The 25,049-nt window shown below is 62.7% G+C and carries 24 protein-coding genes and 1 pseudogene; 5 read left to right on the forward strand and 20 right to left on the reverse strand.

Features of this window, described 5'->3' with window-relative positions; genetic code table 11:
• The first annotated feature begins 60 nt into the window (after positions 1 to 60).
• On the forward strand, positions 61 to 513 hold the full coding sequence (locus tag AX756_RS03370) for a MarR family winged helix-turn-helix transcriptional regulator (protein ID WP_068308653.1): 453 nt from the start codon (positions 61 to 63) through the stop codon (positions 511 to 513).
• A 176-nt stretch (positions 514 to 689) separates the two neighbouring features.
• Entirely contained in the window at positions 690 to 1,715 is a 1,026-nt protein-coding gene (locus AX756_RS03375; RefSeq protein WP_082738911.1) for a LysR family transcriptional regulator, read from the forward strand.
• Here the strand turns inward: AX756_RS03375 and AX756_RS03380 are convergent.
• The 12 genes and pseudogenes from AX756_RS03380 to AX756_RS03440 form a co-directional block, all read right to left on the reverse strand.
• A complete protein-coding gene (locus AX756_RS03380; RefSeq protein ID WP_068308654.1) occupies positions 1,709 to 2,965 on the reverse strand; it encodes a TRAP transporter large permease in 1,257 nt (418 codons plus the stop codon). The two genes, AX756_RS03375 and AX756_RS03380, sit on opposite strands and share 7 nt — an antisense overlap.
• Before the next feature lie 12 nt (positions 2,966 to 2,977).
• Entirely contained in the window at positions 2,978 to 3,550 is a 573-nt protein-coding gene (locus AX756_RS03385; protein ID WP_068308655.1) for a TRAP transporter small permease, read from the reverse strand.
• On the reverse strand, positions 3,547 to 4,515 hold the full coding sequence (locus AX756_RS03390) for a TRAP transporter substrate-binding protein (RefSeq protein WP_068308657.1): 969 nt from the start codon (positions 4,513 to 4,515) through the stop codon (positions 3,547 to 3,549). The genes AX756_RS03385 and AX756_RS03390 overlap by 4 nt, the downstream gene beginning before the upstream one ends.
• Before the next feature lie 165 nt (positions 4,516 to 4,680).
• A complete protein-coding gene (locus tag AX756_RS03395) occupies positions 4,681 to 5,433 on the reverse strand; it encodes an SDR family NAD(P)-dependent oxidoreductase (RefSeq protein WP_068308659.1) in 753 nt (250 codons plus the stop codon).
• A gap of 24 nt (positions 5,434 to 5,457) precedes the next feature.
• On the reverse strand, positions 5,458 to 6,486 hold the full coding sequence (locus AX756_RS03400) for a transketolase family protein (protein ID WP_068308661.1): 1,029 nt from the start codon (positions 6,484 to 6,486) through the stop codon (positions 5,458 to 5,460).
• Positions 6,483 to 7,331, reverse strand: coding sequence for a transketolase (locus AX756_RS03405; RefSeq protein ID WP_068308662.1), 849 nt, complete (start codon positions 7,329 to 7,331; stop codon positions 6,483 to 6,485). The genes AX756_RS03400 and AX756_RS03405 overlap by 4 nt, the downstream gene beginning before the upstream one ends.
• A gap of 558 nt (positions 7,332 to 7,889) precedes the next feature.
• On the reverse strand, positions 7,890 to 9,215 hold the full coding sequence (locus AX756_RS03415) for a TRAP transporter large permease (protein ID WP_068308666.1): 1,326 nt from the start codon (positions 9,213 to 9,215) through the stop codon (positions 7,890 to 7,892).
• A complete protein-coding gene (locus tag AX756_RS03420; RefSeq protein ID WP_231700970.1) occupies positions 9,216 to 9,815 on the reverse strand; it encodes a TRAP transporter small permease subunit in 600 nt (199 codons plus the stop codon).
• Positions 9,816 to 9,887: 72 nt separating this feature from the next.
• A pseudogene (locus tag AX756_RS03425) lies at positions 9,888 to 10,901 on the reverse strand (TRAP transporter substrate-binding protein).
• A 51-nt stretch (positions 10,902 to 10,952) separates the two neighbouring features.
• Positions 10,953 to 11,987 carry an L-idonate 5-dehydrogenase gene (locus tag AX756_RS03430; RefSeq protein WP_068308667.1) on the reverse strand — a complete coding sequence of 345 codons (1,035 nt, stop codon included), beginning with the start codon at positions 11,985 to 11,987 and terminating at the stop codon, positions 10,953 to 10,955.
• 1 nt (position 11,988) lies between these two features.
• Positions 11,989 to 12,756: an SDR family oxidoreductase gene (locus AX756_RS03435; RefSeq protein ID WP_068308669.1), complete on the reverse strand. Its 768-nt coding sequence runs from the start codon at positions 12,754 to 12,756 to the stop codon at positions 11,989 to 11,991.
• A gap of 10 nt (positions 12,757 to 12,766) precedes the next feature.
• Entirely contained in the window at positions 12,767 to 13,963 is a 1,197-nt protein-coding gene (locus AX756_RS03440; RefSeq protein ID WP_068308673.1) for a mandelate racemase/muconate lactonizing enzyme family protein, read from the reverse strand.
• Positions 13,964 to 14,169: 206 nt separating this feature from the next.
• On the opposite strand from AX756_RS03440, the gene AX756_RS03445 reads away from it, so the two are divergent.
• Positions 14,170 to 14,835 (forward strand): FadR/GntR family transcriptional regulator, encoded by a 666-nt coding sequence (locus AX756_RS03445; RefSeq protein ID WP_068308675.1) that lies wholly within the window; start codon positions 14,170 to 14,172, stop codon positions 14,833 to 14,835.
• A 195-nt stretch (positions 14,836 to 15,030) separates the two neighbouring features.
• Here AX756_RS03445 and AX756_RS03450 read toward each other — a convergent pair whose 3' ends face one another.
• A complete protein-coding gene (locus tag AX756_RS03450) occupies positions 15,031 to 15,228 on the reverse strand; it encodes a hypothetical protein (protein WP_068308678.1) in 198 nt (65 codons plus the stop codon).
• Between the two features lies 1 nt (position 15,229).
• Entirely contained in the window at positions 15,230 to 15,385 is a 156-nt protein-coding gene (locus tag AX756_RS25505) for an RSP_7527 family protein (RefSeq protein ID WP_156461378.1), read from the reverse strand.
• A gap of 286 nt (positions 15,386 to 15,671) precedes the next feature.
• On the opposite strand from AX756_RS25505, the gene AX756_RS03455 reads away from it, so the two are divergent.
• Entirely contained in the window at positions 15,672 to 16,934 is a 1,263-nt protein-coding gene (locus tag AX756_RS03455; RefSeq protein WP_068309052.1) for an aminotransferase class V-fold PLP-dependent enzyme, read from the forward strand.
• 257 nt (positions 16,935 to 17,191) lie between these two features.
• Here AX756_RS03455 and AX756_RS03460 read toward each other — a convergent pair whose 3' ends face one another.
• From AX756_RS03460 to AX756_RS03485, 6 genes are all read right to left on the reverse strand, one after another.
• Positions 17,192 to 17,743: a biotin transporter BioY gene (locus AX756_RS03460; RefSeq protein WP_068308680.1), complete on the reverse strand. Its 552-nt coding sequence runs from the start codon at positions 17,741 to 17,743 to the stop codon at positions 17,192 to 17,194.
• Positions 17,744 to 18,373: an energy-coupling factor transporter transmembrane component T family protein gene (locus AX756_RS03465; protein WP_068308682.1), complete on the reverse strand. Its 630-nt coding sequence runs from the start codon at positions 18,371 to 18,373 to the stop codon at positions 17,744 to 17,746.
• Complete coding sequence (locus AX756_RS03470; protein WP_082738913.1) at positions 18,348 to 19,094, reverse strand: energy-coupling factor ABC transporter ATP-binding protein; 747 nt, start codon at positions 19,092 to 19,094, stop codon at positions 18,348 to 18,350. Before AX756_RS03470 ends, AX756_RS03465 begins: the two co-directional genes overlap by 26 nt.
• A 434-nt stretch (positions 19,095 to 19,528) precedes the next feature.
• Positions 19,529 to 21,118 carry a L,D-transpeptidase family protein gene (locus AX756_RS03475; protein WP_068308684.1) on the reverse strand — a complete coding sequence of 530 codons (1,590 nt, stop codon included), beginning with the start codon at positions 21,116 to 21,118 and terminating at the stop codon, positions 19,529 to 19,531.
• An 80-nt stretch (positions 21,119 to 21,198) separates the two neighbouring features.
• The gene (locus AX756_RS03480; RefSeq protein ID WP_068309056.1) at positions 21,199 to 22,350 is read right to left on the reverse strand and encodes an acetate/propionate family kinase; all 1,152 of its coding nucleotides are present in this window, start codon (positions 22,348 to 22,350) and stop codon (positions 21,199 to 21,201) included.
• A gap of 378 nt (positions 22,351 to 22,728) precedes the next feature.
• A complete protein-coding gene (locus AX756_RS03485; protein WP_082738914.1) occupies positions 22,729 to 23,841 on the reverse strand; it encodes an NAD(P)H-dependent glycerol-3-phosphate dehydrogenase in 1,113 nt (370 codons plus the stop codon).
• Positions 23,842 to 24,040: 199 nt separating this feature from the next.
• Here AX756_RS03485 and AX756_RS03490 point away from each other — a divergent pair, with 199 nt between their 5' ends.
• Positions 24,041 to 25,018 (forward strand): YihY/virulence factor BrkB family protein, encoded by a 978-nt coding sequence (locus tag AX756_RS03490; protein WP_068308686.1) that lies wholly within the window; start codon positions 24,041 to 24,043, stop codon positions 25,016 to 25,018.
• Positions 25,019 to 25,049 lie beyond the last annotated feature (31 nt).

The raw sequence follows: 25,049 nt of genomic DNA on the forward strand, positions 1-25,049 counted from the left end.
ACAAACTAAATTCAACAAATTAACATGATTGCAGCTACTTACAGGGCAGGAGACAGGGCCATGAAAGCGCACGGTATGGCCGGGCACTTGATTCGCCGGTTGAATCAGATGTCGACGCAGGTGTTTTCGCAACACATGCAGAATGCCGGGATCGACCTCACCCCAGTCCAGTTTGCCGCCATGGACGCGATCATTACGCATCCCGGCATCGACCAGGCCGGCGTCGCCGCCCTGATCGCCTATGATCGCGCGACCATCGGGGGCGTGATCGACCGGCTGGAGCATAAAGGATTCGTGCTCCGGGAAGTCAGCAAACGCGACCGGCGGGCCCGGGAGGTAAGGGTAACCGAGCAAGGCGCGGAAGCCTTCGAGCAGATCCTGCCGATCGTCAGGGCGCTTCAGGATGAGGTTCTGAACGGGCTCGACGAGACGGAAAGGGAAACCTTTCTGAGGCTCGCCCGGAAAGCAGTCGGCAACGAAGTCGACGTGGAGCCCCCCTCGCGCACCGAATGAAGTTCCGGTTGCGCAAGGGACGAACCCTCCGGCCTCCAATTCCTGAATGGTGACACTCGGGGGCGTGCCGCGGGGATTGCGGTCTGCTAGAATGCGACTTCATGGTTCCGGATTGACCGGCGCCGATCCAGGACAGGCCGTGCCGCCGCCAATGGGCGACATACCCAAGAGGGTTCATGCTGAAAGATATCAACTTCAATGGCTTGCGGTATTTCGAAGCTGTCGTCCGGCTCGGGAAAGTGTCTCAGGCCGCCGACGAGCTTCAGGTGACCACCTCGGCCGTCAGCCAGCAGATACGCCTGCTCGAACAGCAATTCGGCGTCCTGTTGTTCCGCCGCCGCAATCGCCGGCTGATCCCGACCGAGGAAGGAGAGCGGCTCTACAACGCCACCTCAAAGGCCTTCCGGCTGATGACAGATGTTCAATCGGCCATCGTCCGCCAACCACAGGGCCGGCAGTTCATCATGCGCGTCAGCCCGTCTTTCGGCGTGCGCTGGTTGGGGCCGCGGATCAAATCCTTCCTCGACCAGAACCCGAACTGGGCCGTCCGGGTGGATGCGACACCGGATTTCTCCGATTTCGAAACCGAGATCGTGGATCTCGATCTGCGTTATGGCCAGGAGACGGCCTCCGGTTTTCATGAGGTCCTGGTGATGCAGGATTTCGTGATGCCGATGTGTTCGCCCTCCCTGCTGGGGAAGCTCCGGGAAATCAGTGACGATCCGATGGAGCAAATTCGCAATGCCCAGCTGATCGATTCCGCAAAGAGTGTGTTTCGCTGGGACCTATGGCTGAACCGGTTTAGCGGGCAGTCTCTGTCGATCCCCCCGCTGTACCAATTGCGCTTCGACCGTTCGTCGATGGCGATACAACTGGCCGCGGACGGCGCCGGCGTGGCGCTGGAGAGCGTGGTGCTGGCCTGGCGAGAGCTTTCTGAGGGACGGCTGGTACCGCTTTCTTCTCAGATCGACGTGATCGCCTATCCCGCCTACCGCGTGGTCTGCCCGCCCCGGCATACCAACCGCCGGATCGTACGGCTCTTCACCGAATGGGTCGTAGAGCAAGGCCTGGAGCACATGACCGAGATCCGGGCCTTCCTGAAGGCGAACGGGTGTCATGTGGTTCATGAGGACGGGCCGGCGTCTGAGGGAGGGAGTGACGGGGAGAAGCCGGCCCGTCCGGAAGCGCAGGACCCTCAGTAGATGGTCAGCGCCGGAACGTAGGAGATCAGCAGCAGCACGATGATCGCGACGCCGTAGAAAGGCAGGAGCGCGCGGACTGTTTCGCCGATGCTGCATCTCGCAATGGCGGTGGAGATGAAGAGCGTCGTGCCCACCGGCGGCGTGTAGAGGCCGATGGCGAGGTTGACGACCATGATCAGGCCCAGTTGCACCAGGTCCAGACCGATCGAGTTGGCGATTGTGACGAAGAGCGGTCCGAGCAGGAGCACGGCGGCCGGCAAGTCGAGGAAGGCGCCCACGACCAGCATCACGCAGTTGAGGGCGATAATCACCATCCAGGGCTCGGAGAAGGTCACGCCTACCCACTCGGCCAGCATCTGCGGCACGCGCTCGGCGGTCAGCACCCACTGGATCGTGGAGGAGGCCATGATGATGATCATCACCGCACCGGTCATCATCGCGGTTTCGACAGAGGCGTCCCAGATGCCTTTCCAGGTCAGGTCGCGGTAAAGCAGGCCGGACACGATCAGCGCATAAGCCACGGCCATGACCGAAACCTCGGTCGGCGTGGCGATGCCGAAGCGCAGCGTGCCGATGACGAAGACGGGCATCAACAGAGCCGGGATGGCAATGAATACCTGACTCTTGAAGGCGGCGAAGCCTCCCGGCAACGGCGAGCGCGGCAACTTCATCGCCCGGGCAACAATAGCTACCATGGCGAACATGCCGACGCCGAGCATCAGGCCGGGCAGGATGCCGGCGACAAAGAGATCGACGATGGAGACGTTGGAGACCAGCCCGAACAGGATCAGCGGGATCGAGGGCGGGATCAGGACCGAGACGGTGGAGGCGCAGGAATTGACCGCCGCCGAGAAGCCGCCGGGATAGCCTTCCTTCTTCTGCACCGGGATCAGCGCATTGCCGAGCGCGGAAGCGTCGGCCACGGCCGAGCCGGAGACGCCGCCGAACATCACCGAACCGATGATGGTCACCTGCCCCAGTCCGCCACGGAAATGGCCGACGAGCAGGCGGGCGATATTGACGAGATAGACGCCGAACTTGCCCGACATCATCAGCGAACCGGCCATGATGAAGAACGGGATGGCGAGCATCGGGAAGCTCTGCGTGGGCGTGTAGAGGCGCTGGACGATGACCGCGAGCGGCTTACCATCGGCAATCAGCGCCGCGGCGACGCCGCCAAGCATTGCGTGGGCCACGGGCACCGAGAAGGCCAGTAGCCCGAAGAAGACCCAGATCAGGGGAGCGGTCATGCTTTGTCTCCGTTAGCTCAGGCTGGAGGTTTCATAGTCGCTGGCATGCAGGTCCTCGCCCGCAAGCGTGCGGATGATGTCCACGACAGCGATCACCGACATCCCGGCAAAGGCGTAGAACAGGCTGAGATAGCCCCAGTATTGCTTGATGCCGAGCGTCGATAGTGTCTGGAATTTTGCCGCCTTCAGGATCGGCCCGCTGGCGTCGAGCACGCTCACCGAGATCACGAGGATGGTGATGTTGATTGCCAGCGACAGGATGCGCCGCGGCCCCTGTGGCAGCATGTCGGGCATCAGGGTGATGGCGATGTTGCGCCCGCGCGCGGCTGCGATGACGATGCCGCCACCGACCATCCAGGGAAGCAGGATGGCATGGATTTCATAAGCCCAGGCGATGCCGGAGCCGAAGGCATACCGCAAGATCACATTGACCAGCAGCGTCGCGAAGGTGACTCCGAGGCACACGGCGGCGATAATCCGACCGCTCCAGTCCAGAAGCGTCGAGATCCCGGTTACCAAAGGGAGGAAGGGGCGTTGCCGCCCCTTCTCGTCTTGGGCCGGGGTATGTGCATCCCCGTTGGTCATTCGAGGCCCGCTGCCTTGCGAAGCGCGGCGACCAGTTCGGGATAGGTCTCGGCATACTTGTCGTAAACCGACTGGGTCGCCGCCTGATAGGCCGCCTTGTCGGCCTCGGCGAAGGTTGCGCCTTCTTCTTCCATCTTCGGCTGCAGAGCGGCATCGGAGGCCGCAACCATCTCGCGCTGCATCTTGCCGGATTCCGCCGTGGCGCTCACCACGCAGGCCTGGGTGGCTTCATCGAGACCCGACCACCATGCAAGGCCAACAACCACCGGGGTGGTCTCGTACTTATGGCCGGTCATGGTGACGAAGGGCGTGATCTCGTGCAGCTTGGCGGAATAGATGTTCACCAGCGGGTTTTCCTGCCCGTCGAACACGCCCGATTCCAGCGCGGTCGGCAGTTCGGACCATGCGAGCGGTGCCGGTGCGGCGCCGAGCGCTTCGAAGATGTCCACGGTCATCTGATCCGGGGGGGTGCGGATCTTCATGCCCTTGAGATCGCCCGGGTTCGGGACGTTCTTGGTCAGGTGCGTGATGTTCCGGATGCCGTTATCCCAGAAACCAACGATCTTCAGGCCGGCATTGTTGGCGCGTGCGTCGAGCATTTCGCCGACTTCACCGTCAAGAACCGCCCAGGCCGTAGGCAGGTCGCTGAACAGGAAAGGCAGGCCCAGCAGGCCGATTTCCGGCACGATCTGGGACATGGCGCCCTGGCTGTTCGCCGTCACCTGGATGATGCCCGCCGAAGCCGAGGTCAGCATTTCGGCGTCGTCACCGAGCGTTGCCGAAGGCGCGACGTTGACGCTGTGTGCACCACCGGTGCACTCGGCAAAGAGCTCGCCCCATTTCTCGGCCGCCTCGTAACGCGGATTGCCCGGGTTGGCACCATGCGCGAAGATGACCTCATCGGCCTGCGCGGCCCCGGCCAGCATCGTCGCGCCCATCAGGGCCGTGATCAACGTTGTCTTCATGGTTTTCCTCCTCAAGAAAAGCAACTTCCGTCGCCGCGCGAGAAGTCGCGGGCGTCCCGCGCGGCCCCTTCGGTCGAAGGGGCTGCGGTTCGTGATTTCGTTTTCTGGATCAGCCGGTTTACGGCTCGGCGCCCTCAGCCGCCAAGCCGTTCAATGGCCGGCGGCTCAGTGAATGAGCGAACCGCCGTTCACATCGACCTCGGTGCCGGTGCAATAGGCCGACAGGTCCGAGGCAAGGAACAGAGCGCAACCCGCGACATCGCTGGCCTCACCGGCGCGGCCCATCGGGATATCGGCCAGAACCATCTCCTTCATCTCCGGCGTCAGCTTGCCCTGCGTGATGTCGGTGGCGATGAAGCCCGGGCAGATCGCGTTGACGCGGACATTGTCGGGGGCCAGTTCGCGGGCGGAGGCCTTGGTCAGGCCGAGCACACCGGCCTTGGCAGCGGAGTAATGCGGACCGCCGAAGATGCCGCCGCCGCGCTGTGCGGAGACCGACGACATATTGACGATGGAGCCCGACTTGCGTCCGCGCATGTGCGGAACAACGGCCTGGGTGCAGTAGAGCGTGCCGCGCAGGCTGACATCTGTCACCGCGTCATAATTCTCGGGTTCGATCTCCATGAATTTCAGCGGCTGGGTGATGCCGGCATTGTTCACGAGGATGTCGATCTGGCCCCATTTGGCGATAAGCGCGTCCATGACCTGCTGGGCCTGCGCCTTGTCGATCACGTTGCAGGCCATGCCGACATGCTGCGGGCCGAGATCGGCCGCGGCGGCTTCCGCCTGCGCCTGGTCGAGATCGAGGATCGCCACCGTCGCGCCATGCTCGGCAAAGAGTTTCGCGGTGGCCTTGCCCAGACCGCGCGGGGAGGCTGCGCCGGTGATGACGGCGAATTTGCCTTCAAGTAGTCCCATTTTATTCTCCATTCGTGAGGGCTGTCAGAGCCAGCTTTTGATTTGCTCGCCTACGGCACGGCGAGAGATCCCGTACATGTCGTGCAGCGTCGGCAGGGCGCCGGCTTCGAGGAATTGATCCGGCAGGCCGATCTGGCGGAAGACCGGCACGACACCCGCCGTCAGCAGGGTCGTGGCCACGGCTTCACCCAGCCCGCCAAGCTTGGTGTGGTTCTCGGCCACCACGCAGAGCCGGCCCTTGCCGGCCTCGGCGAGGATGGTCTCGGTATCGAGCGGCTTGATCGTCGGGCAGTGCAGCACGGCGACATCGATGCCGTCCTTCGCCAGATCTTCGGCCGCGTCGAGCGCCCGCATCGTCATGATGCCGGTCGAGATCACGAGGACGTCCTTGCCCTCGCGGATCATCTGCGCCTTGCCCAGCTTGAACTGGTAGTCCGGCTTGTGCTTCTGCAGCACATTGGCGACCTGGCCGCGCAGCAGCCGCGCATAGACCGGGCCATTATAGGCCACGAGTTCGGGCACCATCTGCGCCACGTCCGTTGCGTCGCAGGGATCGACGATGGCGATATCCGGCAGCCCGCGGAAGATGGCGATGTCTTCGGTCGCCTGGTGGCTCGGTCCGTAACCGGAGGTGAGGCCCGGCAGGGCGCAACAGATCTTCACCTGCAGGCCTTCTTCGGCGATGGTCTGGGAGACGAAATCATAGGCCCGGCGCGATGCAAACACGGCATAAGTCGTGGCGAAGGGGATGAACCCTTCATGGGCGAGGCCGGCGGCGGTGCCCATCAGCGACTGCTCGGCCATGCCCATCTGGTAGAACCGGTCGGGATAGGCATTCGCAAAGACATGCAGGTCAGTGTATTTCGAAAGGTCCGCCGAGAGGCCGACAATACGCTCGTCCTTTTCCGCCATGGCGTTCAGCGCGTGGCCGAAAGGGGCGGCGACGGTGTCATACCCTTCCGCCTCAAGCGAGGCGATCATCGCGGAGGTGGCCTGTTTGCCCTCGGGAACCTTGCGAGGCTCATATTTGCGGGCGCGTGTCGCGGCGGTCATTCCGGGGTCTCCTCGTCAAGAACGGCCAGGGCCTTTTGCCATTCGTCGGGCTCGACCCGCACGAAATGGGTGATCTCGCGTTCCTCCAGGAAGGGCACGCCCTTGCACATCTTGGTGTCGCAGATGATAACCCGAGGCGCAGCGGCCTCGTGATTGCGCGCGGCGTCGAAAGCGGCGACCAGCGCGTCTAGGTCGTTGCCGTCAACCCGCTGGGTGAACCAGCCAAAAGCCTCGAACTTGGCATCGATCGGCTCGGCCGAGCACATGCCGGTCGACGCGCCGTCAGCCTGTTGATTGTTGAAATCGACGATGCAGATCAGGTTGCCGAGCTTGTGATGGGCCGCGGCCATCGCCGCCTCCCAGGTCGAGCCTTCGCCAAGTTCGCCATCGGACATCAGGTTGAACACGAAAGCCGGGCTATCCTTGCGCTTGAGCCCGAGCGCGCGCCCCACGGCCACGGAGAGACCGAGACCGAGCGAGCCGCCGCTCATCTCCATGCCGGGGGTGTAGCTGGCCATGCCGGACATCGGCATGCGGCTGTCGTCCATCCCGTAGGTGGCAAGCTCGTCCTCGGGCAGGATACCCGCCTCCATCAACGCCGCGTAGAAGGCGATGGCGTAGTGGCCGATGGAGAGTTGGTAGCGGTCGCGCCCTTCCCATTCGGGATCCTCGGCGCGGTACTCCACCGCGTGAAAGAACGACACCGCAAGAACGTCGGCGACACCGAGCGCCTGTCCGACATAACCCTGCCCCTGAACCTCGCCCATCTGGATGGCTTTTCGACGGATATTCCATGCTCGCCGTGCAAGCGAGACATTCGATCGTCTCTCGATCGAAGCTTCCATTTTTCTTGATCCTCCTATGAGACGCTTCGAATTGCGTCCCCGTGGAGGGCATCTTGCGACAAACCATCGGGAAACGAAACAAACAAGAATTACCACTTTGCGTAGATGGAGTTAACATGGCGCCCGACAGCGTCCGATCCTTCGGATTTGGGCTCCGGCGGAGGCATTCTCCGGAAAGATGAAAGCCCAAGCGAGGCTCCAATTCCTCTTTCTCCGAATATCCTCGGGGATCACTCGCCAGAGTGCAGAGGGGGAAACGCTCCCTACCTACCTTGCGCTTGAAACCAAAACCGACGGTGGGGTGCTCTGGCCCCCAAACCAAGGCTGCCGGTGGCTGGAAATGAGGCAGGAGGGCGCGGGGATCACCGAGTTTTCCCGTCTGCGGCGACAGGGCAGACCAACGTCGTCTTGTCGCTCGGTAAAGGGGTCTCACGAATTTACGCTCGCAGAAATGGACGACACTGCCGGCCATTGCTGCGAGCGGAATTCATCGGCGAGGTACTAGAGAAGCGTGCCGCGCGCCGTGGGAGGTACGGCGCGCGGCGTGGCCTTTCCCGGTCAGTCGAACCAGAACAGCGCGATCTGCGGGAAGGCAACCAGAAGACCCACTGCCAGGATCTGCATGGCAATGAACGGCAGCAGCGAGCGGAAGATGATTCCGAGCGTGATGTCGTCCGGAACCACGGACTTGAGGTAGAAAGCAGCCGGGCCGAAGGGCGGCGACAGGAAGCTCACCTGCATGTTCATGCAGAACACCACGCCGAACCAGATCGGGTCGAGCCCGAGATTGCGGATGATCGGCACGAAGATCGGCATTGTCAGCAGCGCCACGCCAACCCAGTCGAGGAAGGCGCCGAGCACGAACAGGATCGCCATCATGAACAGCACGATCACGGTGGGGTTGTCGGAGATGCCGTACATCAGGTCCGAGATGAACTTGATGCCGCCCATGAGGTTGTAGACCCCCACAAGCGCGGTGGCCCCGATGCCGATCCAGACGATCATACCGACAGTGGCCAGCGTCTGCATGGCCGCCCCCCTGAGCAGGCCCCAGGTGAACTCGCCGCGGATGACAGTCGAGAGCAGTACGCCGCCCACCCCGACCGCGGAGGCTTCCGTCACCGAGGCAATGCCGCCATAGATCGATCCGAGCACGGCGATCACGACGAGGATCGGCAGAAAGAGCCCCTTGGCAAGGCGGATCTTCTCGGCGCCGGGAATATGCTCGACTTCCGGCGGAGGCACCGCGCCCGGGGTAAAATAGGCCCGGAACAGCACGTAGAGCACGTAGAAGGAGGCCAGCATGAAGCCGGGAATGAAGGCCGCGGTGAAGAGGTCGCCGATCGAGACCGAGGCGGTCAGGCCATAGATGATAAGCACGATCGACGGAGGCACCATTGTCCCGAGCGAACCACCTGCACAGACCACACCGATGGAGAGGTTGCGGTCATAGCCCTGGCGCAGCATCTGCGGCAGCGCCAGCAGGCCGAGCAGAACGACCTCGCCGCCGATGATCCCCGACATCGCCGCCAGGATGATCGAGACGAAGATGGTTTGCACCGCCACGCCGCCCCTGATCCGCCCACCGATGAGCTTCATCGCGTCGAAGAGGTCTCGCGCGATACCTGATCGGTCGAGAATGGCCGCCATGAGGACGAACATTGGCACTGAGACAAAGACGAAGTTCTCGACGAAAGTGTAGATCCGCGAGGAAATGACCTGCACGGCAATCGGGCCGAAGCCCAGAAGCGCGAATGTCAGCGAGACGAGCAGCGTTACGAATGCCAGCGGCATGCCGGTGAGCAGCAGCACCACCATCAGGCCGAACATCATCAGCGTCGAGTTACCGATGCCGATCGCGGCGAAGTCGATGATAGCGTTCATTTATTTCGTCTCCTCGGTGACGCGCCGGATGTAGTTCCACGAAAGGATCAGGAACTGGATCGTCATGAGGATCATCACGATCAGCAGGAAGGTCTTCACCAGCGCCGGGGTCGGCGGGTTCCAGGCAGAACCGGAACGCTCCATCCGAAAGTCACCCACGGGCGAGAACAGCGCCTTTTGGGACATGATCCAGGCGGCATAGGTGAAGAAGCCTGCCGCGATGAAGGACGCGATGGCGATCACGATATCGAAGACCCGGCGCACGCGAGAGGGCAGGATGTCGTAGATCAGAACCACGCGGATATGGCTGTTGCGCGAGGCGCAGTAGAGCCCGCCATAGAGGAAGGAGATACCGCAGAGAAAGGTCGTCGTCTCATGTGCCCACACGGTCGGGCTGTTGAGCACGTAGCGCAGGAAGACCTCGATCAGCAGGATGCAAGCAGAGGCACAGATCGCAACTGCGAAGACAAAGCCACCCGCGTTGATGAACTTGCCGAACAGGCCGGCCTCTCGGACGGCGCCACGGTCGACCTTGCGGGTGGGGGTTTCGGCCACGGCCGAAGGATCCAACTCTGGATCCATTTCTGTGTTTTCGGTCATTTGGGGATTTGCCCGTAAAAGGGAAAAGAAATGGGCGGGCCAGGGCTGGCCCGCCCGGAAACAGGGCGTTTCTTAGTTCAGCAGACCGTTCTCGGTGAGATAGGCGGTCAACGTGTCATAGACTTTCTGAGCCATCGGCGAGCCCTCGGCGAGCGACTTCCACTCTTCCTTGGCGATGGCGCGGAACTTGGCGCGCTCGTCGGCCGGCCAGTCATGCACGGTGATGCCTTCAGCCTTGGCGGTCTCGATGGCGGCGAGGTCGCGCGCCTTCAGGCCACCGACCTGATCGTCCTGGAACACCTTCACGGAGTCGTAGAAAGCTTGCTGGATGTCTTCCGGCAGCGCATCCCACTTCGCCTGGTTCATCGAGATCTCGACGAGCGGCAGCGAGTGGAAGCCCGGGTAGACCGGGTACTGGGCGACCTCGTTCATGCCGACTTCCTGGTTCACGGAGAACACGGAATAGTCGGCGGCGTCGATCACGCCCTTGTCCAGCGCGGTGTAAACCTCGGAGGCCGGCAGGTTCACCGGAGCCGCACCGGCGGCGCGGAAGACGTTGGCGATCGGGCCTTCCGGGGAGCGCATCTTGAGGCCCTTCAGATCGTCGACGCCGTCAAGCGGCACCTTGGAGACGAAAGCTTCCAGACCCGGGGTCGACACGCCGATGAAGTGGACGCCATAGGGGGCTTCCAGTTCGCGCATCAGTTCCTTGCCGCCGCCATTCTCGACGAAGTCGATCATCTGGGCCGGGTCAGACCATGCGCCGACCGGGTTGGCGATCAGGCCAAATGCCGGATCCTTGCTTGCCCAGTAGGAGCTGTCGCAAATATGGCCATCGAGCAGGCCGGCGCCGACGGCTTCGAGCGTCTCCTTGTAGTCGACGATCGTGCCCACGGGCAGCATCTCGACCGAGACCTTGCCGTCGGTCATTTCCTTGAGCGCCTCGGTCCAGGCAACCTGATACTCGAAGTTCGGGTTGCCCGCCGGATCCGACGACTGGAAGCGGAAGCTTTATTCCAGGGCCGAGGCGCTAGACGCCGTGACGGAGAACGCGATGGCAGTGGTGAATGCGCGTGTGCGGTTCATGGAGAGCGGCCCTTGCAGGATGGACATTGAAACAGGGGCCGCCTACCCCTGCTAGAAGCGGATTTGCACCTTCATGGCCTTCGCCTTGTTGGAGGCGAAGTCGAAGGCGGCGACGGCGTCTTCCACCGGGAAGTCGCCGGTGAGGACCGGTGCGAGATTCACGCGTCCGCGGTCGATCAGATCCGCTGCAACCGCAAATTCGTGGTCGAAGCGGAAGGAGCCGGAAATCTTGATTTCCTTGGTCACGACGAGGCTCAGCGGCAGCACCGGTTCGCTGCCCAGACCGACGGTGACGATCTGCCCGCCGGGGGTGACGACCTCGCAGGCGGTCTTGAGCGCGGGGGCGGCGCCGGAGCATTCGAAAACGCAGTCGATCCGACCCTTGTTCTCCCGTAGGGCATCAAGCGCCTCGGGCTCGGCCGAGAGGTCGATGCAGCGACCGGCGCCCATCTCAGCGGCGATCTTCAGCGGCGCGGGCGTGATGTCCGTGACGATGATCTCGGCCGCACCCGCGAGTTTCGCGGCGGCGACACATAGGCAACCGATGGGGCCCGAGCCCGAGATCAACACCCGCTTGCCCAGAAGCGCGCCGGCCTGATTGACGGCGTGCAGGCAAACAGAAAACGGCTCGCAGAGCGCCGCGAGACCGAGATCGGTTTCCGGCGACACCCGCACGGCCAGCTCGGCCGGCACGTTGACCTCGGCGCGGAACAAGCCCTGCTCATGCGGCATCCGCATGGCCGAGCCGTTGAAGCGCATGTCGAGGCATTCGTGGCGCATGTCCTTCTTGCAGAACTCGCAGGTCCCGCAAGGGCGCGAGGGGTTCACCGCGACCTTGTCGCCCACGGCGAGCCCGGTAACGCCCGCGCCCAGCTCGATCACGACGCCCGAGACCTCGTGGCCAAGCGCCATCGGCTGCTTGATGCGGACGGTGCCGAAACCGCCGTCATGGTAATAATGAAGGTCCGATCCGCAGATACCGCCGCGAGCGATCGCGACCTTGACCTCTCCTTCGCCTGCCGGCTGAGCGGCGTCGATTTCCTCGACACGAAGGTCATGCGGGGCGTGGATGACAACAGCTTTCATGTCAGAGCACCGAGATCATGCCGCCATCGACATAGATGAGCTGGCCGTTGATGTAATTGGAGGCGTTGGAGGCGAGGTAGATCGCCGTGCCGGCCATCTCTTCCGGCTGGCCCCAGCGACCGGACGGGGTCCGCTTGCAGACCCATTCGTTGAACTCCTCGTTCTCGATCAGGGCCGTGTTCATTTCGGTCGCCATGTAGCCCGGGCCGATGGCGTTGACCTGGATCCCCTTGGAGGCCCATTCGGCGGTCATGATCTTGGTCAGCATCCGCACGCCACCCTTGGCCGCGCCATAGGGGCTGACCGTTGCCCGCGCCGCGTCGGAGAGCAGCGAGCCGATATTGATGATCTTGCCGTGGCCGCGCGGGATCATCCGCTTGGCAGCTTCGCGGCCGCAAATGAAAACCGCCGTCAGGTTGACGTCGATGACCTTCTGCCAGTCCTTCGTCTCCAGCTCGATGATGGGCTTGCGGAACTGGATGCCGGCATTGTTGACCAGGATGTCGACCGCGACACCATCGGCGTCGAGCTTCTCGAAGGCGGCGACAATGGCGGCCTCGTCGGCCACGTCGAAGGGGGCGCCGATGACATCGTAGCCTTCGGCCTTCATCTCCTTCACCGCTTCCTCGAGCCGTGCCTCGTTGACACCATTCAGAACGATACGGGCGCCGGCGGCAGCCATGCCCTCGGCCATTGCGCGGCCGAGGCCGCGGGAAGACCCGGTAATCATCGCGGTCTTGCCGCTGAGATCGAAGAGTTTCGTGCTCATTATCTTTTCCTCAAAGTTCGGAAGCGCGCGTGCTCAGGTCGGAGCGTGCGAAGAAGCCGGGCTGAAGCTCGGTTCCAAGGCCGGGGCCTTCCATCGGGTAGACGTATCCACCTTCGATTTTCGGCACCTCGGTCACCAGGTCCCGATACCAGCCCTTGTAGGCAGCGCGCACGGATTCCTGGATCAGGGTGTTGGGTTGGCTGAAGCTCATGTGAATCGCCGCCGCGAAACCGACCGGACCGATGCAGTCATGCGGGGCGAAGGGACGGTGATAGGTTTCGGCCATGGCGGCGATCTTGCGGCCTTCGGTGAGCCCGCCGGTCCAGCAGAGATCGGCCATCACGACATGACAGGCGTCGCGGTCGAGAAATTCCTTGAAGGCATAGCGCGAGCCGAGCGTCTCGGAGGCACAGGTCCACACGTCGGTCGAACGGGCGTACTCGGCGAGCGCCTGAGGCGAGTTCATCCGGATCGAGTCTTCGTACCAGGTCGGCGCGAAGGGCTCGAGCGCCCTGGCGATCTTCTTGGCGGTCGGCAGGTTCCACAGCGAGTGGAACTCGACCATGATCTCCATCTTGTCGCCAACCGCGTTGCGGATCTGCTCGAAGGGCTTGATGGCGGCCTTCATCTGCTCGACCGAGATCCACAGACCCTTGTTCTCCATCGCCGCCGGGTCGAAGGGCCAGATCTTCATCGCCGTGATGCCATTGTCCAGCAGGTCTTCGGCCAGCGCACCGGCATCGGTCATGAAGGCCTGCAGGTCCTCGTATTGCCCGTCCTTGCCGAAATTCCAGGTATCGACCGGTTTGATATTGTTCGTGGCGACGTATCTCTTACCGGCGCAGGTATTGTAGACGCGCATCTTGTCGAAGCAGAGCCCGCCCAGCATCTGGTGTACCGGCTGGCCGCAGACCTTCCCGAACAGATCCCACAGGGCAATATCGACAGCCGAGCAAGCGCGATATTCGACGCCGGTGGAGCTCTGCGCGTTCGGCAGGTTCAGCATCTCCTTGTGGAGCGCTTCGATATGGAGCGGGTTTTGTCCAAGCAGACGGCTGGCAAGCGTGTCGTGGATATGCGCCTCGACTGCGGCCGCGCCATAGAAGGTCTCTCCCAGGCCGGCAAGCCCCTCATCGGTCTCGACATGCACCCAAAGGATATTCTGGCGCGCCTCGATCCGGAATGTCCGAATGGCTGTAATCTTCATGAGAATCCCCCTTTTTCGTCTTGGACCACGCCTTGGGAAGGGTCGATTTTCCCTTGGACGAGTCCATCATTTCTTGCCGCCTGATACGACAGCATGATAGCAGATGAAAGATCTAATAGGAGGTTTAATACGATAGAATGGATAAACCTATCATACAAAAAAGCACAGAAGATGATGAAAAACCATCAGGCCTCGTCGAGAGAACGATGGCAGAGATCAGAAAATTTATTCATGACAATGAGTTGAAGGTCGGGGACGTTCTGCCGTCCGAGTCTCGCTTCGCTACGCAGCTGGGCATCTCGCGCACCGTCATCCGGGAAGCGCTGCGCGGACTCGCCGCACTCCGGATCCTGGAAGTCGGGAACGGCAGGCGAGCCCGAGTCGCAGGCCCGACCGCCGAGGCGCTCGCGGCCATCGTCGAACACACCGTCTATACGCGGCAATTGTCAGTGGCGCAGGTGCAGGATGTGCGCCGGACGCTGGAAATGCGCACGGTCAGCCTCGCAGCACTTCATCGCAACGACAGGCAGGCGCTGGAAATGCTCGAATTGGTTGCTGGCATGGAGGACGCGATCGAGCGGGATTCCCACAGGATACGCGACCTCGATATCCGCTTCCACGAGCTCATCGCACAAGCCTCGGGCAACCCGATCTACTCGGTGCTCATCAACTCGTTCCGCATCATCACCCGGAAAACCTGGGATATCGGCTGGCACGCCCGCGGGACGCCCGAGGCCCGGCTGGAGAATATCAAGTGCCACGAGCGTATCGCCCGTGCGATCACCGCGCGGGACCCGGTGCGCGCGGAGGCGGCAATGTCGGAGCATTTCGACAGCTCCTTCATGGTTCTGCTCAAGGCAGGCGTAAACTGACTGGCGGACATCCCGCCCTTCAACGAGGGCGTCAGAAAATGCCAGCTCCTGGCTGTTCGCTTGCCATTGGTCGGCGCGGAGCAATGGCAAAAGGGGACGGAAATTGTGGGTCGCCCCGACATGACGGGCCCGAAACCCGATCACGAGGCCCCTTCCCCAACGGGCTCGAGATCGGTGCAAATCTTGTGCTGGAGATCAGCCCTTGCCGGCCTCGGCATTGCCCGGCACCATCGTCTTCAACATCGAGGACAGCACGGTCATGACGCGGCCGCACCCGTCCAGCAAAGCGATGACACCGTTGGAGAGACGTTCGGCCTGAAGGATATCCGCCTTCATGGCCGGCGAAATGTAGACTTCACGCTCTTCGAGCTCCTTGATCAGATCGGATGCCATGTCACTTCGCCCCCATTCGCGAAGCTTGGCCCTGAACGGACGCGAAGCGATCAAATACCCGCTTCACGAACTGACCGAACTGCCCGGCGAGTTCGCGGATGAACTCGGCGCGGATCTGGTTGGCTTCCCGCTCGATCTCGACGAAAGGTCTTTCCATCTTTATGCACTCCTATAATCACAACCGTTATCGACAGGATGGGTGAAATCCTGCGGGAGTGATAGCGTTAACGCTGCAATGCAGAAATGCAATGCCGCAGCTCTGATGATGCGCGCCCCGGCAAAGTTGATGCGCCAAGTCGCGCCACTGTTCAGATCGGCGCGGCAACGCGGCGCGGCCTATCAACTCGACAGTTTCCGAGGTTGGTGACACTGTCGCCGCGCCCGCCCTCGATGGCGCCCGCGCATTGAGAGCCGATTGTTCCGGATTCAGACAGGACATGACGATGATCCAGGATACCCCGTCGCTGATCGCGACCATTCGCGACCGATTTGCCCATGTGGATAGCTGCCCTTTCCAGGGACCGCGGATATTTTTCGAGAATGCCGGCGGCGCCCTCACACTGAAATCGGTCGTCGAGACTTCGGCGAAATACGCCGCCATCCCCGACAACCAAGGCCGCGACAACCCCGCCGCCCATGCGCTCGTCGCCACGATCGAAAAGGCCAAGGCCGATCTGGCCCTGTTCATGAACGCCTCCTCGGGGCAGTTCTTTGCCGGCGAGAGCGGAACGGAACTGCTGTTCCGGATGATCCGCACCGCCTGTGTCAACGCACCGAAGGGCTCAAAGGTCATCGGCTCCTCCATCGAGCACCCGGCCAGCCGCAGCGCGGCGCGGCGTTGGGCCGAAATATCCGGGCTCGATTATGTCAATGTCCAGCATGACGACGACACCGGAACAGTCCGGCCCGAAGATTATGCGGCGCTGATGACCCCCGATGTCTCTGTTGCCACGATCCTGCACGCCTCGCCGGTGACCGGCATGGGCATGGATGTGGCCGCCATTTCGAAAGCCATCCGCGCGGTTTCCCCGGACTGCCTGATCATCGTCGACGGCATCCAACACGCCGCGCACGGGCAGTTGGACATCGTTTCCTACGGCATCGATGGCTACGCGATTTCCCCCTACAAGGTGTTCTCCCGGCATGGATACGGCATCGCATGGGTCTCGGACCGTTTCGGGGCGATGCCGCATGACAAGTTGATCGGCGCCCCGGCAACGGGCTGGGAATTCGGCACGCGCGACACCGGCGCCTATGCCACGATCTCGGATGTGGTTGCCTATTTCGAGTGGCTTGGCGGCGAAGTCTCCGACGAGACCGAGCGGCGTGCACGGATTGAAGCAGCCGGTCGTGCAATTCACGCCTACGAGACCAGCCTGACCGATGCGATGATCAATGGTACCGGCAACCTGCCCGGTCTTCGGGACATGGAGCATATCCGCATTCTCGGCGGCGCGGCGAACCCGGCGCGCGAAGGGCTGGTGTCGATCGTTGTCCAAGGTATGCCGTCGCCCGACGTGGTGACCCGTCTCAACGAACAGGGTATTCGCACACATACGCGCAAAGCGGACCATTACAGCAGTAACGTTCTGGACCCGCTCGGCCTGCCGGATTGCATCCGCATTTCGCTATGTCACTACAACACGGAAGCCGAAATCGCCCAGCTTCTCGCCGCCCTGAAGGAAATGGCAGACGTTAAAGGGTAGAGCCCTGAAATTGCGGGCCTGGCCCTTTTCGGGCAACCGCACGGGGACAATCCTTCGGATCGTGCCTCCGGCGGGGATAATTGAGCAAAGAGAACACGCAGTTCATCTTCTGACCAAAGATATCTCGGGGGTAGCGCTCGAAACAGCACGAGGGGGCAAAGCCCCCCCCCAAGCAACGACTGAAGGCGGCATTTCAATATCAAAAGCCGCGGCATCGGGGGTCCGGTGCCGCGGCTTCCAGATTTCGCCTGAGCCGATTAGCCGGCAGGGCGTGAAGCGACAACGCCCGGACGTGCGCGCGCAAGCGTCGCGGTGATCGCGCCAGCCAGGACCGCCTTGAGCAGATCGCCGGGGATAAAGGGCAGGATCGACAGGAAGGCTTTCTGCACGGACATGTCGAGCATGACCATCATGCCGATGACGCCGGGGATGTAGAGCACCACGATACCACCGATCACCGAGGCCACGCCCGCAGCGACGCCGACCGGCAGCGAGGTCAGCCCGCTGGTCAGAAGGCCAATGACATAGGCCCCGACGACCCAGCCGACGAGGAAGCCCACGGTCGGACCCGCAAAGACGCCAAGCCCGCCCCGACCACCGGCCAGAAGCGGCAGACCAAGCGCGACAAGCAGAAGGAACAGCAGAACGGCCAGCGCCCCGCGCCGCGCTCCAAGCACTGTGCCACAGAGCATGATGCCAAGGCTCTGTGCCGTGATCGGAATCCCCGATATCAGCGTGAGTTTGGGGATGAGCCCCAGCACCGCGATGAGCGCGGCGAAAAGGGCGATGAGCGTGATGTTGCGTTCCATTCAGGTCTCCTGTCCATCATCGTCATTATAGGTTGAAAGATCGGCCCGCGCTCGGATCGACTCGGCGACGCGGGTTGCATCGTCCAGCGCCACGAGGAAGATCGGCGCGATCACCTGCCAGCCGGGACGACGGGCGGATCGGGCGCGCCAGGATTCCAGCAAGCGCCGCGCATTGTCGAGCATGACCGGCACGAAACGGATCACGAGGGCGATGGCAAAGGCGATCTGGCCGGTCTGGACACCGAGCCGGCGCAACGGGCGCAAAAGCTTCATGACCAGCTCGATCGCGTCGTCGAGCCGCGTCGTCATCGTCACGAGGTTTGCCAGCGCCACCGCTGCCAGCAGCCGCAGGCAGACAACCGCCCCTTCGGACGGGTCGCCCAGCAGGAAATGCCAGATCCCCACGATCACGAGGAACGGCCAGAGCGGGCGCAGCGATTGCAGCCCCTGCCGCAGGAAATCCATGCCGACGACAAGGTAAAGCGCGGCAACGCCGATCACTGCCGCCAATTGCACCGATACCGCGTTCGACAGGAACAGGCTCAGCGTTACCAGCGACAGCGCACCGAATTTGGCCCCTGCCGGCAAGCGGTGATAGGGCGTGTCAATCGGGGAGACCAAAGCCAGCATCGGCCGCATCCTCCCGCGTCATCGCTGCCAGGTATTCGTCCAGCACCTCGCCCGCCGGGCCATCGCGGTGCACCCTGCCCGCCTCGATCCAGATCACACGCTCATAGCCGTTCAGCGATGATACATCATGCGTGATATGCACAAGGGTCGGCGCCAGCCGGTCGAGATAGCGTTGCAGGCTCCGCGTCGTCGGGATGTCGAGGCCGGTAAAGGGCTCGTCCAGAACGATCACCGCAGGCTCCAGCGCCAGCACCGCCATCAGGCAGACAAGGTGCTTTTGCCCCTGCGACAGCGTCTCGATGCTGCGCTCTTCCCATTCCGAACGCCCGAACCGCTCCAGGGCGGTCCTGGCAAGTTCGCGGGCCTCTTTCTTGCTGCGCCCCTGTTGGCGCAGGCCGAAGGCCAGCTCCTCGCCCACGGTCGGAAAGATGATCTGGTGGTCGGGATTCTGGAACAGGATCCCGATCGTCCGGATGGCCTGCTTACGGTCCCGCGCGACATCCACGCCCATGACTTCCACTTCCCCGGAATCGGCCGCGATCAGGCCGGTCATGACCCGCGCCAATGTGCTCTTGCCGGATCCGTTCCGCCCGACAATGCCGACGCGCCGTTCCGAAAGCGTCAGATCCAGCCCCGACAGAATCCGTGTGCCGGCCAATGCCAATTCGACATTCGAAAGCCGCACCACAGCCGACGGTCTGGTCTGCGATGCTCCGCTCATTCGTTTCTTTGCCTTGTTCGACCTCGCCACATCGCGGCGTTGGCCGCCATTTACACGAAGCCACAGCAACTTCCAACCGCATGCCGCCAAGACCCGTTCGCATGGCGCAGGCCGCTTGCCGTGCTGCATCTTGGCTCTGACAGCGGATAAAAAACGACCCACATCGCCCGCAACAAAAACGGTATACAGTATTCACAAATTCGCAAAATTGCTAATGAAAACAACATTTAAAAAAATGCATCTCAACAGGATTCAACCTGTGGACTCGGCGGGGCCGACGGGTATATGCGTTTGAGATAATGACACGGGGTATTGGTGTCGCTCCATTAAACTTCGAACGCTTCGTGAGTGGTAAGGGTTTGAAGCGGGCGTCCAACTCTACCGGGTTGGGCGCCCAATTTCCTCACGCAGCCCCCAAGCGTATGGGTCCAAGGTCAGGAATCGGCGTTCAACGCCTTCAGGACCGCCGCGTCGCGCTCGTAGGGATCTTCGCGGAACTGAACCACCCCATCCTCAACCCAGGCGGTCCAATAAGTCAACAGAACCGGCATTGGTTCTGGCAGGTCGATGCGGGTTGTCTTGCCGCTTTCGAGAATTGCCTGCATCCGGTCCTGGGTCCAGGAGCTGTCCTTGCGCATGAGCAGGCCGGCAAACACGAAAGGATCCTCGACCCGCACGCAGCCCGAACTGAGATTACGGTTGTCCCGGTCGAACAGCTCCCTGTCATTCGTGTCATGCAGGTAGACCGAATGCGCGTTCGGGAACATAAACTTGATCCGGCCGAGAGCGTTGTTTTCGCTCGGCTTTTGCATGATGGACACACCCGGATTGGCGGCCGACCAGTTCACCGCCCCCGGCGAGACAACCTCTCCCCTGGCATTGCGCACGAGATAGCCGTTGCGCTCCAGATACCCCACATCCTTCCGGATCCTTGGCAGCTTGTCCTTGCGAAAGATCGATGCCGGCACGGACCAGGTCGGGTTGACGACCATGTATTCGATCTCGTCGCTGAAAACCGGGGTCTGGCGATATTCCGACCCGGTAATCGAGCGCGTTGCCCAGGCCGGACGGCCATCCAACACCACGAAAGTCCGGGCACCGGCGATGTTCACCAGCACGAAATCCGGCCCCAACCCGCGCACATACCAGCGAAAACGCTCAAGGCTCAGCCGCAGCTTGTCGATCCGGTCCGATACCGGCGCGTTCAGCGAGGCGAGCGTTTTCGGCCCGACCACGCCATCCGCCGTCAAGCCGTGCCGCAACTGGAAGCTCTGAACGGCAACGACGGTCTGGGCGTCATAGACAAGACCCGCCCCGGTATCCACCGGCAGGTCTCCCTCCGCCATCAGTCGTTGGCGTAGCGCGGGCAGGCGTTCGTCCTCCATGTCAGGCTTGAGCGGTGCGCCGTCCGCGATCTCCGGCCAGCCGCCGCGCGCTTCGATCTGTCGGTAACGGGCCAGCGCGTCGATCAGTTGGAGATATTGGAAGTCGTCGAGCCACAGGAGCTCCATCAGGGCCGCAAATCCCGGCCCGTCCAGGTATTCGTCAAAGACCTCGACCGGATCGCGTTCGATCACGGGGCGGTTGAAGTTCCACGAGGGGCTGACCTTCTCCGGATCGACCTTGCCATGAACCATGTACTCCACGAGGCGGATCGCAGCATCGGTCGCGAGTAGGTCGAAGGCCGCGAGCTCCGCCGGTCCGCCAGAAAGCGCCGCATCATGCAGCTCATAGAGCCGCCCCATGTCGAAATCGGCCGGGCGGAAACCTTGTGTCAGCGCTTTGTTCAGCGCCCGGTTCAGCTCCCCGACAACCGGCTTGCCGAACCAGGCCGGCCGCATATCACGTCCCGAATAGAAGTTTTGCAGGAAATCCCGCGCGATCAGTCCGTCGTCCGCGCTCTCCCTGCTGGTGGGCAGAGTCTGGATCGCGGCGGCGATCGCATCTTCGGTTGGCCCGGCCTTGGCCGGCCCGGATACGCAAAGCGCCGCGACAAGCGCGGCGCCTGCAAGTGCCCTGATCATTGCCCACTCCCGCTGTGACTTTCCCAAGAGTTGAGCCTCGGCCCGAGCACATGTCAATCATGGAACGGGCATGGAACGGTTCAGGACAGCTTCGACATGACCGCGCGGGCGATAACGCCTTCCTCGTCGGTCGGGATAACCATGATCTTGACGGCGCCGTTGCTGATCGTCTCCGCGTTGTGCTCGTTGGCCTCGTCATCTAGCGAGAAGCCGAGGAAGCCCAGCCGTTCGGCCACGCCCCGTCGCACGACCGGGGAATGCTCGCCGACGCCGCCGGTAAAGACCACCGCGTCGATCCCCCGGTTTGCCGCCGCCAGCGACCCGAATTCGCGGGCAACCCGCTCGATGTAGTAATCGAGCGCCTGCTTGGCGCGCGGGTCGTCCGATTCCGCGATGGTGCGCATGTCATGCGAAATCTCGGACAGCCCCTTCATGCCGGATTCCTTGTAGAGCAGGTTGGTCAGCTCCTTGGCGCTCATCCCCTTGTCCATCAGGTAGAGCATGATGCCCGGGTCCAGTTGCCCGCAGCGCGTTCCCATCGGAAGGCCGTCCACGGCCGAGAAACCGAGCGTGGAGGCCACCGCGCGGCGCCCCTGCACCGCCGTCATCGAGGCACCGTTGCCCAGATGCGCGATCACGACCTTGGCGTCCTTCAGCTCGGGACAGGTCTTTTCGAGATAGCCGGTGATGTAGTCATAGCTCAGCCCGTGGAAGCCGTAGCGGCGGATGCCTTCCTCGTACATCTTGAGCGGCAGCGCGTAGACATCATTGACGAAATCATGCCCCCGATGGAAGCCGGTATCGAAGCAACCGACCTGTACCGCGTCGGGGAAGGCGACCATGGCGGCGCGGATGGCCGCGATATTATGCGGCTGGTGCAGCGGGGCGAGCTTGTTGAACCCTTCGAGATCGCTCAGCACCTGTTCGTTCAGAATGGTGGGGTCCGCGTAATCGGGGCCGCCGTGCACGATGCGGTGGCCAACGCCGGTCACTTCGTGATCGCCAAGGATGGGCTTGAGCGCCGCGAGCACGGCCTTGAGGCCTGTTGTGTGATCGGCCTCGCCAAGCTCGGTCTCTGTCTTCTTGCCGTCATGCTTCAGCAGCAGCACGGCATTCGGGCCAATCCCGTCGATCTGTCCGACCGCAATCTCCTGCGGTTCATCCGCATCCGTGAGATACACGGAATACTTGATGGAACTGGAACCTGCATTGAGGGTCAGAATAGCGGACATCAGCCAAATCCTCTCGTTCGTCTCATCCTGGGGAGAACGCCGCACGAAATAAGGCGCAGCGCCGATTTCGAATTTGCAATACTGCGGCGCAGCAATGGCGGCAAGTTGCATGGTCGACGGGATGCTGCGCTGCATCATCGCAGATTTGGCCCCATTATTCGTTGATTGCGCACGATTGCGGCGGTCTACCCGTAACTTTCAACGCCGCTTTCAAATAAATACAAATCTTTCCGACGCGGCATCCGCCGCCTAGGTCCGGGTTGCTCTCAGGACCGAGGCGCATAGCGGACATGCCGAGACAGGCATGCAGACGGGCCGGTTTTGCGAGCCGATCCCATGTCCACAGGTGCGCAACGGCAAAGGTCCCCCCTTGCCGACTCAGCTGGACGCCGGGTGTTCCAACGCAAGGTTGAGCACCTTGCTCTCACCGGTCAGCGGGCGCGACCAGAGCGCGGCAAAGGTCTCGCGCAGGCCCGCGCCCTCGTGCAGGATCCGGTAGACCGCGCGGCAAACCGGCATCTCAAGGCCGATCCTGTCGGCCAGGTCGATCACCGAGATCGCGTTGATCTCGCCCTCGACCACGACCGAATTGCCGTTGAACAGGTTCTGCCGTTCGACACCGCGGCCAAGCTGAACACCGAAGCTCATGTTCCGCGAGGTGGTGGAGGAGCAGGTCAGCGTCAGATCGCCAATGCCCGACAGGCCCGCAATCGTCTCCCGCCGACCGCCCAGCACCTCTGCCAGGGCCTTCATCTCGTCGATGCCCCATGTGATCAGCGCCGCGCGCGTATTCTCGGCATAGCCCGCGCCGGTCATCATCCCGCAGGCAATAGCGACGACGTTCTTGACCGCGCCGGCCACCTCGACGCCCACGAGGTCGTCGCTGATATAGGGCCGGAAATTGGCCGAGCCAAGCGAGAGCGCCATGCGCGAGGCCGGGGCGGCATGCGGCTCGCGCCGGTGCGCCTGGGCAAAGGGAAAGGCAAGGGTGACGGCCGTGGGATAGTTCAGGGCCGTCTCGCGGGCAAAGGTCGGCCCCGACAGAGCGCCGATCTGGTGCCCCGGAAGCTCCTCGCCGACGACTTCGCTCAAGAGCTTGCCCGACCCGGTCTCGATCCCCTTCGCGCACAGCACCAGCGGCGCATCCGGCGCAGTATAGGGCGCCATTTGCTGGCAGATCTCCCGCAAGGTGACAGACGGCGTCACCACGAGTACGGCCTCGGCCCCGTCGAGCGCTTTGCCCATATCCGACGTCGCCGCGATGCCCGGCGGCAGGTCGATCCCCGGAAGGTAGCGCAGGTTGCGACCTGTCTTGGAGATCGTCGCGATATCTTCGGAATTGCGCCCCCAAAGGCGCACTTCCCGCCCTGCCTTGCGCGCAACGGCGGCGAGGGCGGTTCCCCAGGCACCGGCACCGATAACGGCAACCGACGCGTAGGGCTTGGCAATCGGGGCATTGACAGGACGATTGGTCGCAACCTGCTCGGGCATCGATGGGTTCCTCGTATAATCTCGCGGCGCGGCCTCCCAAAACGGCGCTGCGGGCACGGGCCCGGGCGTTGTTCCTCGCCGGATAGGGGGAAGACTGTACCGACTGCCGCGCCAACTGCAACCGCCTGCCGCGCATGCTCCCTTTTGCATCCCTCTGCAAATGGTAATCTGGCGCGGAAACCACAGGAGAACCCGCCACATGCTTTCCCGCCTTCGCACAGCGTGGACCTTCCTGTCGGCCATCGGCGCGGGCATGGGGAACCGGCAAATCGGATTGATCGCGGCCGGCGTCGCCTTTTACGGCCTGCTTGCAATCTTTCCGGCGATCACCTCGATCGTGACGCTGTGGGGCTTCTTCGCGGATCCCGAAATCGTGGAACAACAGTTGGCCAGCTACCAACAGGTGATGCCAGAGGAGGCATACCGGATCCTGTCCAGCCAGGTAAACTCGATCGCCAGCGGCCCCAAGGAAGTGCTGGGCTGGGCAACTGCGATCTCCATTGGCGCGGCACTCTGGGCCAGCCGCGCGGGCACTGCCGCGCTAATCGGCGGGCTGAACGCCGCCTACCAGATGCCGCCCCGGAGCGGGTTGCGGCACGTGGCCGTGGCGCTCTTGCTGACGCTCATCCTTGTCGGCGTCGCCCTCGTTGCGATGGCAGCCGTGGTGATCATGCCGGTCGTGCTCTCCTTCCTGCCGCTCGGCCCCTTCGCGGGGCTGGCTGTCGGCGCGCTGCGATGGCTGATAGGTATTGGCGTCGTCTTGCTCGGGATCGGGCTACTCTATCGGCTCGGGCCGAACCGGAACGGCACGCGCAGCCGCCTGCTGTCGCCGGGCTCGATCCTGGCGGTCCTGCTCTGGGCGCTGGTCTCGGTCGGCTTCTCCCGCTACCTGGAGAATTTCGCCAATTACAACGAGGTCTACGGCTCGCTCGGCGCGGTGATCGCCATGCTGATGTGGTTCTATCTCAGCGCCTTCGTCGTTCTGCTTGGCGGGCTGGTGAATGCGGAATGGGAGTGCCTCGCCCCGCAGGGCGCCGCCGCCCCGGAGCAGGAAACAGAGCAGGAACCGGAGCAAGAACCATTGCCGAATGAACCAGAGGCGATGGCGGAGAACGCGCAGCCAGTTTCCCAGGACAGTGCGCCGGAAGACGAACAGACCGACACCCGGCCAAGCTGACGGAACCTCGACGGGACTTGCGAGAAGCGCC

Origin of the sequence: Aliiruegeria sabulilitoris (assembly GCF_001558155.1) — a bacterium.
In the GTDB taxonomy this organism is placed as follows: domain Bacteria; phylum Pseudomonadota; class Alphaproteobacteria; order Rhodobacterales; family Rhodobacteraceae; genus Tropicimonas; species Tropicimonas sabulilitoris.

Bases quoted from the DNA above. Each gene is read 5' to 3' on its own strand.
- AX756_RS03370 (WP_068308653.1), top strand. From the start codon at position 61: ATGAAAGCGCACGGTATGGCCGGGCACTTGATTCGCCGGTTGAATCAG.
- AX756_RS03375 (WP_082738911.1), top strand. From the start codon at position 690: ATGCTGAAAGATATCAACTTCAATGGCTTGCGGTATTTCGAAGCTGTC.
- AX756_RS03380 (WP_068308654.1), bottom strand. From the start codon at position 2,965: ATGACCGCTCCCCTGATCTGGGTCTTCTTCGGGCTACTGGCCTTCTCG.
- AX756_RS03385 (WP_068308655.1), bottom strand. From the start codon at position 3,550: ATGACCAACGGGGATGCACATACCCCGGCCCAAGACGAGAAGGGGCGG.
- AX756_RS03390 (WP_068308657.1), bottom strand. From the start codon at position 4,515: ATGAAGACAACGTTGATCACGGCCCTGATGGGCGCGACGATGCTGGCC.
- AX756_RS03395 (WP_068308659.1), bottom strand. From the start codon at position 5,433: ATGGGACTACTTGAAGGCAAATTCGCCGTCATCACCGGCGCAGCCTCC.
- AX756_RS03400 (WP_068308661.1), bottom strand. From the start codon at position 6,486: ATGACCGCCGCGACACGCGCCCGCAAATATGAGCCTCGCAAGGTTCCC.
- AX756_RS03405 (WP_068308662.1), bottom strand. From the start codon at position 7,331: ATGGAAGCTTCGATCGAGAGACGATCGAATGTCTCGCTTGCACGGCGA.
- AX756_RS03415 (WP_068308666.1), bottom strand. From the start codon at position 9,215: ATGAACGCTATCATCGACTTCGCCGCGATCGGCATCGGTAACTCGACG.
- AX756_RS03420 (WP_231700970.1), bottom strand. From the start codon at position 9,815: ATGACCGAAAACACAGAAATGGATCCAGAGTTGGATCCTTCGGCCGTG.
- AX756_RS03430 (WP_068308667.1), bottom strand. From the start codon at position 11,987: ATGAAAGCTGTTGTCATCCACGCCCCGCATGACCTTCGTGTCGAGGAA.
- AX756_RS03435 (WP_068308669.1), bottom strand. From the start codon at position 12,756: ATGAGCACGAAACTCTTCGATCTCAGCGGCAAGACCGCGATGATTACC.
- AX756_RS03440 (WP_068308673.1), bottom strand. From the start codon at position 13,963: ATGAAGATTACAGCCATTCGGACATTCCGGATCGAGGCGCGCCAGAAT.
- AX756_RS03445 (WP_068308675.1), top strand. From the start codon at position 14,170: ATGGCAGAGATCAGAAAATTTATTCATGACAATGAGTTGAAGGTCGGG.
- AX756_RS03450 (WP_068308678.1), bottom strand. From the start codon at position 15,228: ATGGCATCCGATCTGATCAAGGAGCTCGAAGAGCGTGAAGTCTACATT.
- AX756_RS25505 (WP_156461378.1), bottom strand. From the start codon at position 15,385: ATGGAAAGACCTTTCGTCGAGATCGAGCGGGAAGCCAACCAGATCCGC.
- AX756_RS03455 (WP_068309052.1), top strand. From the start codon at position 15,672: ATGATCCAGGATACCCCGTCGCTGATCGCGACCATTCGCGACCGATTT.
- AX756_RS03460 (WP_068308680.1), bottom strand. From the start codon at position 17,743: ATGGAACGCAACATCACGCTCATCGCCCTTTTCGCCGCGCTCATCGCG.
- AX756_RS03465 (WP_068308682.1), bottom strand. From the start codon at position 18,373: ATGCTGGCTTTGGTCTCCCCGATTGACACGCCCTATCACCGCTTGCCG.
- AX756_RS03470 (WP_082738913.1), bottom strand. From the start codon at position 19,094: ATGAGCGGAGCATCGCAGACCAGACCGTCGGCTGTGGTGCGGCTTTCG.
- AX756_RS03475 (WP_068308684.1), bottom strand. From the start codon at position 21,118: ATGATCAGGGCACTTGCAGGCGCCGCGCTTGTCGCGGCGCTTTGCGTA.
- AX756_RS03480 (WP_068309056.1), bottom strand. From the start codon at position 22,350: ATGTCCGCTATTCTGACCCTCAATGCAGGTTCCAGTTCCATCAAGTAT.
- AX756_RS03485 (WP_082738914.1), bottom strand. From the start codon at position 23,841: ATGCCCGAGCAGGTTGCGACCAATCGTCCTGTCAATGCCCCGATTGCC.
- AX756_RS03490 (WP_068308686.1), top strand. From the start codon at position 24,041: ATGCTTTCCCGCCTTCGCACAGCGTGGACCTTCCTGTCGGCCATCGGC.